General features: G+C 28.5%; 10 protein-coding genes. 6 read left to right on the top strand and 4 right to left on the bottom strand.

From position 1 onward, the window contains the following. Window positions 1-188: 188 nt before the first annotated feature. Both NW238_RS01020 and NW238_RS01015 read right to left on the bottom strand, forming a co-directional pair. Window positions 189-3,296: a coiled-coil domain-containing protein gene (locus NW238_RS01020; protein ID WP_258451640.1), complete on the bottom strand. Its 3,108-nt coding sequence runs from the start codon at window positions 3,294-3,296 to the stop codon at window positions 189-191. 282 nt (window positions 3,297-3,578) lie between these two features. Then, a complete protein-coding gene (locus NW238_RS01015; protein ID WP_258451639.1) occupies window positions 3,579-5,138 on the bottom strand; it encodes a phospho-sugar mutase in 1,560 nt (519 codons plus the stop codon). A 156-nt stretch (window positions 5,139-5,294) separates the two neighbouring features. On the opposite strand from NW238_RS01015, the gene NW238_RS01010 reads away from it, so the two are divergent. Both NW238_RS01010 and NW238_RS01005 read left to right on the top strand, forming a co-directional pair. Beyond that, complete coding sequence (locus NW238_RS01010; protein WP_216505722.1) at window positions 5,295-6,173, top strand: hypothetical protein; 879 nt, start codon at window positions 5,295-5,297, stop codon at window positions 6,171-6,173. A 55-nt stretch (window positions 6,174-6,228) separates the two neighbouring features. After that, window positions 6,229-6,645, top strand: a complete 417-nt coding sequence (locus NW238_RS01005; protein ID WP_216505721.1) for a transcription antitermination factor NusB — start codon at window positions 6,229-6,231, stop codon at window positions 6,643-6,645. A gap of 103 nt (window positions 6,646-6,748) precedes the next feature. Here the strand turns inward: NW238_RS01005 and NW238_RS01000 are convergent, their stop codons facing one another. Then, window positions 6,749-7,348, bottom strand: coding sequence for an FMN-dependent NADH-azoreductase (locus tag NW238_RS01000; protein WP_216567702.1), 600 nt, complete (start codon window positions 7,346-7,348; stop codon window positions 6,749-6,751). A gap of 177 nt (window positions 7,349-7,525) precedes the next feature. On the opposite strand from NW238_RS01000, the gene NW238_RS00995 reads away from it, so the two are divergent. Continuing rightward, complete coding sequence (locus tag NW238_RS00995; RefSeq protein ID WP_216505719.1) at window positions 7,526-8,233, top strand: nuclease-related domain-containing protein; 708 nt, start codon at window positions 7,526-7,528, stop codon at window positions 8,231-8,233. Continuing rightward, window positions 8,220-9,020 (top strand): YgjP-like metallopeptidase domain-containing protein, encoded by an 801-nt coding sequence (locus NW238_RS00990; RefSeq protein WP_216505718.1) that lies wholly within the window; start codon window positions 8,220-8,222, stop codon window positions 9,018-9,020. The genes NW238_RS00995 and NW238_RS00990 overlap by 14 nt, the downstream gene beginning before the upstream one ends. 61 nt (window positions 9,021-9,081) lie before the next feature. On the opposite strand, the gene mgtA is transcribed toward NW238_RS00990, so the two are convergent. After that, entirely contained in the window at window positions 9,082-11,793 is a 2,712-nt protein-coding gene (mgtA, locus tag NW238_RS00985) for a magnesium-translocating P-type ATPase (RefSeq protein WP_216505717.1), read from the bottom strand. A gap of 114 nt (window positions 11,794-11,907) precedes the next feature. Between mgtA and NW238_RS00980 the strand changes: the two genes are divergently transcribed. Both NW238_RS00980 and NW238_RS00975 read left to right on the top strand, forming a co-directional pair. Next, window positions 11,908-12,993 (top strand): M42 family metallopeptidase, encoded by a 1,086-nt coding sequence (locus NW238_RS00980; RefSeq protein ID WP_216505716.1) that lies wholly within the window; start codon window positions 11,908-11,910, stop codon window positions 12,991-12,993. A 173-nt stretch (window positions 12,994-13,166) separates the two neighbouring features. Beyond that, the gene (locus NW238_RS00975) at window positions 13,167-13,874 is read left to right on the top strand and encodes a hypothetical protein (RefSeq protein WP_216505715.1); all 708 of its coding nucleotides are present in this window, start codon (window positions 13,167-13,169) and stop codon (window positions 13,872-13,874) included. Window positions 13,875-13,922: the final 48 nt, after the last annotated feature.

Below are 13,922 nucleotides of genomic sequence, written 5' to 3'. Positions count from 1 at the left end.
TTCCCTCGCAATTAATATTCATATTAATTTATATATATAAATAAAATTATATATTAATATTTAATTAGCGTATAAAAATAGATAATTATTTATTTTTTACTAATTACACTGAAAAACGTGTATATTCGTAAATTTTAAGCAAAAAATAATTCGCACTGTTATAGAGCGAATTAATATTATTTTTTTGTTTATTTTAGATACTCTTCGTATAGATCATTCATAACCGAACTTAACGCAAATGATTTAGCATATAGTAATAATAGAGAAGCAGCATCAAAACGATCGTAGTTATCATCCAACCCTCAATATTGGTCTGCACCAAATCTAATGAACTTGTTTCCAAAATGAATGTCTCTTGATTTTAGTTCATTTAACCATGTATAGTATGCTTCTCTTTTTTGCAATAAATCTGATTTTAGCTCATCTTTTTTATCTGAATTTTTACCATTAAATCAATCTATTAATGCTTTAGCATAGTTTGTTTCTAACTCAGTGAACTTAGCATGAATTTCTGGAATAAGTTTCGGATCAGCAACATCTCAAGTCTCGTCATTGCTTTCCACCTTCATAATTTGTTTGTATTCTGAGTATTTTGTAATTGATTTTAATTCATTTTCCAGTCAAAGAGCGAAAGGGTCATTTTTAAATTGTTCTTTTTGTAATTTATTTTTTTCAAAATCTGATCTCATAGTTTTAGATCAATAACGCAATAGAATATAAACCTCATGTCCCGAAAATACCTTGCCATATGTTGGAATATTTTCCATCTTCTTTTTAGCTCTTCTTATTTCATTATCGTAAGAATCTAAAGTTTCTTTCAACACATCTACAATTGGCGGATTATTGTCTGATACAGATCCAAATTTTTGTTTATTTTCTTTACTTAATTTGACAATTGAATCAATAATGGCTTTTCAACTTTCGTCATTTATAGTTGCTGCCTTAGTTTTAAATTCTTCCACTTTTGTTTTAAAACTACTAATTTGCTCATTTAATAACTGTTTTAATTCTGATGAATTTTCTAAATATTCTCAATCTCTTCCATATTCAGTAATGGTTTTAAATGTTTCAATAATAGCACCAATTTGAACTAACTTGTCATTTACGAATTTTATAGCATTATCTTTAGATGCAAATTCATTAGAAATAAATTGGTCGTAAATTCCAACAATTTGATTTAGTATTTTGATTGCTGGTTCGTAATATTCATCACTAGGCGTTAAATAAGAATTCTTAGCCAAAATATTGAATTTTCCATAGAAAGAATCAATGGTTGTGCCTTCTTTACCACCATAAATATTTGCAATCACTAATTTTCCATGATTAATAATGACTTCAATTTCATTTTTTAAATTTTGTTCATCTAATGTAGATGACAATGAATGTAATTTTTGAACTTCCTTATTAAAATCTGTAATCAATTTAACAATTTTTTTAGCACCATCATCTCCATACATGTGAGCTCATACTCCAACAGGAGAGTTAGTATTCTGATTTACAGTTAAATCAAAATTCTTTGTAAATGTGTCAGAAACATTTTTACTTGCAGATGATAATTCTTGAATGAATTGAATTGCAGAATTTTTATTTGTAAATTGATGTTGAAGTTTAAGTGTTTCAATAAGAGTTTTTTGTTCTTGTAAATTGCTATTATCACGTTCTTTATTTTTTTTCGCTGATTCAATTAGAGCTTGATATTTTGAGGAGTTATCCCATTTTAATAGATTTTTAAGGTTGTCAGTTTCTATGTTTTCTTCCAAATCTGTATGTAAATTAACTAAATTTTTAACAATTGTAAATTCTTTTACAAGCACTAAATATTCTTGATATCTAGCAAAGGATTGAGTAAAAGTTTCGTGATTCATATCGAAAATTGCTTTTATTTTTGTTTGGAATTCTCTAATCAATGAACTGAAAAGCAATTTTTTGGCATTTGAATCTTTATTGCTTTTAGTGGTCAATTCACCAATGAATTTAGCAGCCAAAGAAGCATTGTTATTTAAGTTGAAATTGCTATCGACTTTGTCATTCATTTCTCTTTTTGCTGATGAATTATCTATCAATAAACCTTTAAATAATGTTTCTTTAGAAGAATCGATGAATTTTTGGAATTTTTCTTTAGTAGAATATTCCGTGAAGTATTCTAGATTGCCTTCTTGCGTTGCGGATACTAATGTGTTTGTGATATCTCTGATTTCGTCAAACAGCTTTTTATAACGTACAGAATAAATAAAATCTATACCTCTGTTAACTAGAAATGACTTATACTGAGCAACCAAATCAGTTAATTGTTTTTTAGCACTATCAATAAAGTCTTTGTCAACAATTTTTTTATAAACTGGGAATAACGACATTTTAAAATCTGATAACTTGTACTGTGGCATTAATGATCTTTGGTGAGTTGAATTACCATTAATAATTTTTTCGATAACGCCATCTTTTTCATTTTCTAATTTATATCAATTTGAAATTTGATGAGACAATAGTGCAGATTTTTTGGCATCTTCGTATTGTTTTTTGTAATTGTTTAAATTTTCAATTAATTTTGCTTTAATCTCACCACCATTGTTACCTTGTGTATTATAAGCGTCATCGACTTTTGAACTAACTTGTTCAATAATTCTTGAAATATCATTTATTCTTCAATCAAAAAGAGCATCAATTAATGGGCTTTTAGGTTTGGCAATAGTCACAGGATTTTGCGGATTATCAACATATTTTGCAACCAATTCAGCTCTTTTTAAATTAAATAAAATCTTATTTTGTCAAAATCATACATTTTTAGAATTTTCCTCTATATTTTCTAAATCAGAAATTTCTTCAGTAACTTGTGTAGAAATTTTATCAAATAGTTCTTTATTTTCCTTAAACGCATCTGGGCTTTGTTCAGCCATTGCATTAGGGAAATCATCCTTAAGAAAGGTGACAACTAATTTAAATAACTCCTTAGCAGATAAATTATTAGTTTCAATTTCAGTACCATTTAATAAATCAATTTCTTTTTGCAAATTATTAATTTCTTCTATTTTATTATTTACTTCCTCTTGAGCAAGCTCAACATCAACAGATTGTTGTGCAATTTTTTGTTTTAAATCAGCCAATTCCGATTCAAGTTTTTCTTTTTGTTGATTGCTATCTTTTTGTTGATTCTGCAAGCTCTGTAATTCCTTCTTTAAATTAATTACAATAGTTGCATCATTAACATTTTCGCCACTTGAGTTACATGCCGCGCCTAAAAAGGCACTAGACACAGTAGCTAATGCAGTTAATGATAATAACAGATTTCTTTTTTTCATATTTTCTCCATTTGTTATGTATATAAAAAGTAGATTTTCATTGAAAACCTACTCTTATTATTTTTATTCTTGTTGGTAGGTTTATGATAACCACCATAATATTAATTAACTATGTGGTCGCGCATTAAAAATTCATCATTTTGTTTTTGATGTTTTGAATTTTATTTGAAATGCGAGTACATAACTTATTTAACATAACGTCGTTATTATACAATATATTTTTTTCTTACCTTTTAAAAAAATATTGCATTTTTTGTAAAACGCAATATTATCAATATTTGTTTATAAAACATTCTTTTTAATTAAATTAATATAATAATCAAGTTTTTTTTGTGAATCAATTGCATCATTTCCATAGGCGAAAACATAAAATTTTATTTTCGGCTCAGTTCCTGAAGGTCTCATTGCTAGTCAATCTGGCTTGTCATCGAAAAATAACTTAATCATATTAGACTTCATGAAATCAGTCTCTAAATTATAATCATGAATTTTTTTGTTGGTTGAAAATAAGTTTTTAAATTTGTCTTGTAGTACTGATAAATCAGTATTTTTGCCAATTTCAATATCTATTGTTTTACTTGAGACAAATCCATGTTTTAAATGAATCTTATCTAATACATCAATTAAGGTTAGACCTTTTTGTTTATAAAATTGTGCCATTTTAGCAACAGTAACCAATGATTGTATTGCATCCTTATCTCTGGCAATATCATGATTAATTAATGAACCATAACTTTCTTCAAAACCATAAAACATATCTTCATCTTTTTCGACTATCATTTTGCCTATTCATTTAAACCCAGTTGGAACAACATAAGTTTGTAAACCAAATTCTTTAGCAATTAGTTCCGGTAAATTGGATGAAACATACGAATACACTAAATATTTATTTTTTAGACTATCTGTTGAATTTTCTAATAAATATTGAATGGTTATTGATGCAGTCTCGTTACCGTTTAAATGAACATAATTACCATTGTGTAAGACCCTAACACCAACTCTATCAGCATCAGGGTCAGTAACCACCAAAATATCACAATTGTGTTTTTGTCCTAGTTTTTCGACCAACTTATAAACATCATCTCTTTCTGGATTTGGATATTCACAAGAAGTAAAATTACGATCCTGTTTGAATTGGGTAGGTTCAAAGAATACATCAACTCCTTTAGTTAAACCTAATTTATTAAATACTTTTTCCGCAACTACTGAACCTGTGCCGTGAAGCGGAGAATATGCAAGTTTAATATTAGAGTTGTTTTTATCAAATTTAACATTGCCTCCAACCGAACATGCTTTTTCAACATATTCATTTCATTCACTGGTTTTTACATTTCTAATATTTTTGCTTGTTGGTCAGTTATATTTACAACTAAATTCGTCAGGATAAGATGAAAACGGTTGAAAGTATTGTTTAATTTCAGCTATTTCTTCAGGAAGACATTGCGATCCAAAATTATTATAAAGTTTTACTCCATTATATTCCTTGGGATTGTGGCTTGCTGTAATATTAACTCCAGCGTCCGCCTTATTTCTAATTATCAAGTACGAAACAAATGGTGTTGGAGTTATTTTTCTTGAAAGAATAATTTTAATTTTGCCATAGCTATCTAAAATTTCTGCTATAACCTTTGCATATTTATTAGAGTATCTTCTATTATCTCGACCGATAACAACTAGTATTTCTTTTTTGTTTGAATATTTAGCAATTAAATATTTTGCTAAACCATGAGCAATTCTTTGAATATGGGCGTGACTTAGATGGTCAATCCCATGACCAACCTTGCCTCTAATACCAGCCGTACCAAAATCTATTGGTTTAATATTACTTTGTTTATTTTTCATGTACTAATTATAAAATAATAATCTATTTTGTTTCATGAATCTCTCTAATTATTAGTTTTACCTTATTCAATATAATATCAATAATATTAGTAAATTTTACTCATTATTAGCATTAAATTGGTTTTGTGGTTATAATACTATCTTGAGGGGGGCTAAATGGAAAATAATATTATTGCTAATAAATCAAAAATATATACCAGTTCAGAATTTATTAAAAACATTTTTAAAGTTAATATTATGGAGCTGGTTACTGCATCAATATTATTAAGCATTCACTGTTTAATGATTTTAACTGCTAAATTCACAATTTTAAGAGTTATTCCAGTTCAACTTGAATTTATTTTATATATATTCTATGGCCTATTATTAGGTCCTTTTAAAGGTGGGGTTCTAGCTATTATTGGCGATACTTTATTAATGCTTCTTACAGGCAGTATTGGTACGTGATTCTGACTTTATGCAATTGTTCCGCCTTTGATTTCAATTGTTTCTTGATTATATTTAATAATGTTCCAAAAAACCAAATACACACGTTTTATAGTGTCGTTTGCATTGACTATTACCGCATTCATTTTAACTGTTTATATTTATTTATCGCATTGCAACGAAGATGGTACTTTTTCGTTAACTAAAAAAATCGCCGCTTCTAAAACATTAATCATGATTATGATAATTGTGCTCGGTATTGCTTCTATCTTAATCTCGATAGTTTTCACAACATTGTATTTTGTTACAAAAAACGATAAATGAAATTATTACATGATGGTAACCTCATTAATAATATTTGTTTCAGTAATATTTAGATGGGTTTTAGGTCCCGTGTCTTACATAGAATGATTTAATTACATTCATCACGCAAACGAAAATTCTAAATTAAAACATTACGGAACTGACTTTATTATCTTGTTTGTCAAAATTGTTATTAAAGATTTATTTGTAATACCAATTTATATCTCAGTATTGACCCCAATTTTTGTAGTAGCATCAATATTAAAAGAAAAATATCTAATTAACTATAAGAAAAATCGTTATTAATACTCAATTTGAGTATTTTTATATATTAAATTTTAAATTAGTATAAAATAAAATCATGAAATCACGAAGAATAAATAGAATAGAAATAATTAATGCATTATATTCATGCGAGTTATTGGGTGTTTATGATCTAAAAAATGTTTTTGAACACTATGATGAATTTACCACCGAGCAATTTAAACAAGTTGAAAAAATATCACTAAATAGAGAATATTTAAAGAAAATCATCGAAAAGTTTTTGATTGAAAAATCATGAGATGAAGAAAGCCCACTAATTAGAGCTATATTATTGAATGCGGCTTATGAGTTCTTTATTTTGGGTGCAAAAATCGTGATTAATGAAGCCGTAGAAATCACAAAAGACTTTTTTGGTGAAGAGTTAGAATTATACAAACATGTTAACAAAGTCTTAGACAGCATTTATAAATTTTTCGTTGTTAACGAAGCATTAATGAGAAAATACTTAAAATAAGAAAAAACACCAATTGGTATTTTCATCTTTTAATAGCAACAATTGTTTTTTTAAAAAAAGCGTAATGAATTCAATTTAACTCGTTTTAGTCAAATTATTGACATTAAAATTTATCAATTATAGATAGTAATTTAGGATTTATTTCTTCTATGATTTCTTCATGAGTCATTTCACTTCTTGGTGCAACTTTGTTTCCATCGACTAATAATGTGTCAACAGATTTAGCTCCTAAGAATTCAAAAATACCTTTTAAGTTATCTAAGAAAGCAGCAAAAGGATATCAGCCAACTGGAGCACCTTGGGTTCCAATTAAAATAACTTTTAATTTGTCTAATAAACCAACCGATCCACCTTTTTTGCTATATTTGTAAGAAAATGTTTTGTTCGCTACGGCTATAGCGTCTATAAAATTCTTAATTCCTGCCGAATATGAAAAATTCACCATTGGTGTTGATAGAACCAAAACGTCTGTATCGTGCAAAATGTTAATTCATTGATCTGAATCAACATTTTTAAAAAAATCATTAAATTCTTCTGCGTTTAAAACAAATCTAACAAATTCAGAATTAGTAGTATCGAGTCTTGTCAAAAATGAATTTTGATGCTTTTCCATTAACTTTTTAATCATTTCATTATTGATTTTTTGTGATAACGAATCTTTATTCACGGTTCCGGTCACTGATAAAATTTTTAATGATTTCATAATATTTCCCCCTAAACTTTATTAAATTATAACACCAATAATACCACTATATTAACTCATTAACAAATATATATTTGAGTATTATCAGTAAAGGAAAATTACTAAATGATAAATTATTAAAATTAATCTTTTTCATAATATATTGAAGATAAAATTCAAATTAAATATAATAATTATATGCAAACAAATACAAATATAAGTAAAATTTCAAGTGAAATGAAAATCGGAATAATTAGCGGAATAATTAGTATGTCATTTTTAATTATTTTAATTTTAGCACTCTACATTAGAAATGTTATAAAAACAAGTAGAAAAGATACAGCCGGTTTTGCTTTTGAAGACCAAATTACACGACGTTTAGCTTCTTATTGTAAAAATTCAAATTATAAATTCATTAAAGGCGAAAAATTTAAATACGCTGGTGAAAATTTCTTTGAAATTGATGGATTTTTAATGACAAATAAGTTTTTAATTATTGTCGAAATAAAATACATCATCGGTGAACTTACAGGCCAAGCCAGCGATAAATTAATAAGTGTTATAAATAACGGTAATACTACTCGATTTACCAATCCATTAATTCAAAATTTCAAACATATTGAACATTTTTATAAAATGTGCGGTTTTAAATTTCCTGTTCTTTCACTGCTAATTTTACCAAACGGTTCTGAATGCAACATTACTCATCAAGGTGCGTGATCGGTTGTAGCTAATGAAGATAATTTCGAGAATGTTTTACATGAATTAGATGAAGAATTGAAAGAAATGCCTAATATTTCAAAAAATAAAGTTGACGACATATTTACAGCGATTAAAGAACATAAAGTTGTTTCACTTAAAGATATTAAAAAATGAAATAAAGGAAAAAATAGTGCTTGAAAATAAATTGATTGATATCAAATTACACCCTGAAAAATATAAGTTTTTTTCTACTTATAGCTTAGATTCACGAAATATGACTAATTATGTTACGACATCTTATATTTACGCAAATAACATTATCTTGGTTAAACCGAAAATATTAAGCAAATTTAGCAATGATACAAAAAAACTAACTGAGGGCCAAGCCATTCTTGATGGTACATTGATTGATAAAATACTTTCCAAGGCACAACTTATTAAACAAAAATGCAACATAATCAGTGCTGATCTAAACAATAATTCAATTTATATTTTTGGTAATGAATATAATGTTTTATTTCACTTCAATAATTCAATTACTGAGCAACTATTTCTTGATAAATCCAAAAATATTGCACATTTTTGACTAAAAAATAATGCTCGAGTAAATAGAGAGATTAGATACAAAAAAATGATTGCAATACTAAGTGCAAATTTAAGATTAATAATTACAAAAATACAAACTTCATATGAAAAACTTTTAGCTATTGATCATATACCTTTTAAAATTCAACCTCTTACAAGTATTTGAGGACGATATAAAAAATCCTTACGCGAACCTGCAGAAATTAAATACAATTTAACTTTGATTGGACTGGGAATAGATTTTATTAACGCAGTTGTGGTACATGAACTTACACATCATTTTCATAAAAATCATGACCGAGAATTCAGAAATGCTATGTATAAACTTGATACTAATTCAATTAATTATGATAAAAAATTGAAAGAATATACTTCTGTTAAAGTAGATTTAGTGAAACTAAATTAATTTTACGCAACGCATGAAAAACGCCCATATTATAAAAATAGGATAACCAAGTATCCTATTTTTATAATAATTCTTTATATTTTTTAATGTAAATACGTTTTACAATTAAAGTCAATAATACATACAATAATATTGAACCTACTAGTAATGCATAGAATCAAGGGTTTAACGCTTGTACTTTAAGTGCCGTATTTAATCATGGGATATAAGGACAAACAGTGATTAGTATTGAACCAATTATTGAAAAACACAATAAAGGCAGGGCTGGACGAGATTGAATAAACGCAACTTTTTCAGTTCTTATAAAATGTATTACCAATGATTGGGTTCACATTGAAATTATGAATCAGCCTGTTTGGAATAACATCATAAACTGTTCGTCATCCACGCTTAATGAAGGATATAAATAAGGTATAAAAACAAATCTTAATAATACGAATGCCAAAATATCAACCATAGATGAAACAGGACCAAATCAAAGCATAAATCGAGCAATAGATTTTGGGTTTCATTTTCTTGGTTTTCTCAATAAATCTTTATCAACGTTATCTCAAGGAATAGCTCCGCATGAGATGTCATATACTAAGTTTAAAAATAGAATTTGTACAGCCATCATAGGAACGAAAGGCAACACTAAAGCAGCAAATAAAATACTTATTATGTTTCCAAAATTACTTGCAACAGTCATTTTAATGTATTTGTTCATGTTTGCGTATGTTTTACGACCTTCTATAATTCCAGTTGCTAAAACATTTAAATCTTTTTCAAGCAAGATAATATTAGCACTTTCTTTGGCAATATCAACTGCAGTATCTACGGAGATTGAAACATCTGCTTTTTTCATTGCTGGGGCATCATTAATACCATCTCCCATATAACCCACAACATGTCCTTTATCTCTTAAGGCTGTAATTATTAAAGCTTTTTGATCGGGCGAAAGTTTAGCGAAAATATTATAATGTTCAACGATATCTTTAAGTTCATCATTAGTAAGTCCTTCAATATCTTTACCAAGTATAACTTTTTCACTCGGAATACCAACTTGCTGACATATTGCTCTAGTTACACGAGCATTATCACCTGTTAAGATTTTAACTTCAACACCATGATCGTGTAGGTTTTTGACAGCACTTGCTGTCGACTCTTTTGGCGGATCTAAAAATGCTAAGTAACCAATTAGAATCATTTCTGCTTCATCTTTTACGGCAAAACTTCCCACAGAACTAATATCAACATCTTTGCGAGCTACAGCAATAACCCTCATACCTTTATCGTTTAAATCATCAACATTGGATAATACTTTTTTAATAATCCGGTCGTTAAGAACCTCGATTTTGCCCTTTATTTCAATATGAGAACAAATCGAAAGCATTTCTTCAACAGCGCCTTTTGTGATAACTTGCGCCTTTTGATTGCTATCCTTGACGATTACTGACATTCTTTTTCTTTCGAAGTCAAATGGTATTTCGTCTATTTTTGTGTATTCACTTTCCAATGAACGTAATTGTTCATCTATCGCACTAAGTTCATCAGTCTTACCTATAATTGACAAGTCAAGTAGGTTTTTTAAACCAGTTTGATAATATGAGTTTAAGAAGCCATAACGTAATACACGATTATTATCCTTCCCTAAAACATCAAGATGACGTTCAAGAACAATCTGGTCTAGCGTTAAAGTACCAGTCTTATCTGTACAAAACACATCCATTGCTCCAAAGTTTTGAATTGAATTTAAACTTTTTATAATTGTTTTCTTTTTCGACATTGTGACAGCACCCTTTGCCAATGTCGAAGTAACTATCATTGGCAACATCTCGGGAGTTAAACCAACAACAACTGAAATAGCGAATAATAGTGCATCAAGTCACTTACTGCTATCGCCTTTAATCTGTCCTTTGACGCCAATAATAAGAAAAACAACTGGTACAACAATTAGCATTATTTTAATTAATAATCACGAAATAGATTTAATACCTTTTTCAAAATCAGTTTTAACTGGTTTTTCGTTAATTTTTTGAACAACTTGACCAATATATGTTTGGTTACCGGTCGCAACAACTATCGCACGGGCAGAACCAGATATGACATTAGAACCCATAAAAGCTAAATTATGATAATCAACTAGATTTTCATAATCATATCCTTCTACCAAATTAGCTAGTTTTTCAATGGAATGCGACTCTCCAGTAAGCGATGATTGAGAAACGAACAAGTCTTTTGCCGACAATATTCTAACGTCCGCCGGAATAATGTCACCAGCTGCTAAAATAACTATATCTCCCGCAACAATTTCTTCTAAAGGAATCTCGTAAAAAACTCCATTTCTTTCAACTCTTGCTGTAGTTGAAATCATCTTAACCAGTTTTTCAGATGATGCGCTAGATCTTACTTCCTCAACTAAGTGTAAAATTCCACTTAAAATTACCATTGAAAGAATAATAACCATAGTGGCCGGTTCAGCTGAATCTCCTTGATGGAGTGGAATTATAATATCAGTTACCATTGATATTAAGGCTAATACAATTAAAATTATTGAAAATGGGTTTAAAAACGATTGCACAATTTTGTGTCATAACGTATTCGAAGATTTTTTATCCAATTTATTTGAACCAAATTTCTCAAGATTTACTTCAATTGCTTTATCATCTTTCAAACCTTTTGGCGAAGAATTAAATTCTTTGTATAAAGCACTAGTACTGGAGGTAGCGGCATTTTGCATTCGTAATTTGATTTCTTGTACATTAAGTACTGGTTTCTTCGTTTTCTTGGCCATAAACACCTCCTTGGCTAATAATTTAATTTTATATTATTATTTGTGTTTTATATTATGTTTAAACAAAAAAGAATTATCATTATAAATAATAAATATTCAAAAGGGGAAATAAATATGAGTAAATATACCAAATTAGCGACTCGTCTTAAAGAATACATGGAAATAGAAGCCATGAGTAGATATGAAGAACCTGTTGCACAAGCTTTAAAAAATAACACGCAATCTAACAATCTTGAATACACAAGAGATGGTTTTGGTTCTTTGATTATTTCTAATAAACAAACAGATCCAAATGCACCAGTAATTATGATTGCTGCTCACATGGATGAAGTTGGATACTTTGTTAGAAGTATAGAAGAAAACGGTAATATGTTAGTTTCACCAGTTGGTGGAATTTGACCCGCTACTGTAATAGGAACAAAATGTAAATTAGTTACAAACAAAGATAACAAAATAATTTATGGAGTTTTCGGACATACTTCAATTCACATTTTGGAAAGTGAAAAAATTTCAAAGGTTCCAACTAACAAAGAACTTTATATCGACTGTGGTTTTAATTCAAAACAAGAAGCGTTAGATTTTGGAATTGAAGCAGGTGATAGAGTTTACATGTCAGGCGAAGCTATAGATATGCCTAATAATTTAATTGCCGGTAAAGCAATGGACAATAGAGCCGGTGTTACAGTTATTGACTTTTTAGCAAATAACATTAAAGACTTAAAACTACCTAATAAAACCTACATTGTAGGCACAGTTCAAGAAGAAGTAGGTTTAAGAGGTGCTAAAACTGCAACCTCAATTATTGACGCTGATGTTGCGATTGCAATCGATACATGTGCAAGCCATGATACAACAGGTTGCATCAAAGGTGGAACTAAATTAGGTGACGGTGTTGCTTTACTTGTTAAAGATGGCGGTTTACTAACAAATCCTAAATTAACAGAAATGCTAATGTCGTTAGCCCGTAAACATAATATTCCAGCTTATAAATACATATCTGAAGGGGGCGGTAATGACGCTACATCACTTCAATATGGTAAAGGTGGGGTTCCAGCTATTACATTTTCATTACCACAACGTTATTTACACTCTCCAATCGGTGTGTGTTCATTAGTTGACATTCAGGCAGCAATTGATTTAGCCACTGAGTTTGTTAAAACGTTTAACGCAGAAAAAGCAAAAGAATTAAAACATCAATAATTATCAATTTACCAAAACACTTGAAATTAATGTGTTTTGGTTTTTTATATCAAAATAAGTCAAAATTCCGGAAATATAAGTTAGATTAGCTTATTGGTATGGTAATTACCACTGATTTTTCTTTAAACACATGAAAAATAATAAAATTTACAGGTAAATAAATTGGAGGATATATGAAAAAAATTATTAAACTAGGAATTCCTATTATTGGTTTAACTGCTTTACCATTTTGTGCAGCGGCATGCAATAGTAACAATCAAGATAAAACTGAAGATAATTCAAAAATTGATCCCATTAAAGAAGCTGAAGAAATTGAAAAACAAAATCTAGAAAAAAAGTATAATCGAAATACTGTTTCTTTAGAAATGACAGGTGTAGACCAAATATCATTGAAGGATTTTAAACCTAATTTTGAGACTTATAAAAAACAAATAGTTATAAAACTTACTGATGGAGAAATTCCAAAAAATTACAACGTTGATTTTTATTTAAACCCGCAAGTATCAGGATATGCTAGCAATTCTGAAAAGAAAGGTAATTACAAAAATATTGGTATAGCTATTACATCTGATAAAAATATTACAATCAAAATAGAATTTATAAAATTACCTGGATTCAAGGCTGAAGAAAGCACATTGCCAAAGCCAAGACAAGAAATTATTGATGAATTGAACAAAATTACAGTAGAAAGCCCTAGAGCAGAAGACATTAAGATACTTGAATCTGTTAAAAGTAAAATTGATTTACTAAATGATAAAGATGCTAGGGCAGAAGAATACAAAATATACGTTCCTAAAAAAATTCTTTCTGACAAGAAAGAAAAACAAACATCAACAACTAAAATTAAAAATGATTCAACAGTAACAAACAAACAAAAATAGAATATATTTTACATGTGCACGGAAAATTGTGCACTTTAAGAAAAAAAC

The organism is Mycoplasma zalophidermidis (genome assembly GCF_024742155.1).
GTDB lineage: Bacteria > Bacillota_I > Bacilli_A > Mycoplasmatales > Metamycoplasmataceae > Mycoplasmopsis > Mycoplasmopsis zalophidermidis.
Note: the sequence above shows the minus strand (reverse complement) of the source record. Positions and strands in the feature narration are given on the sequence as shown.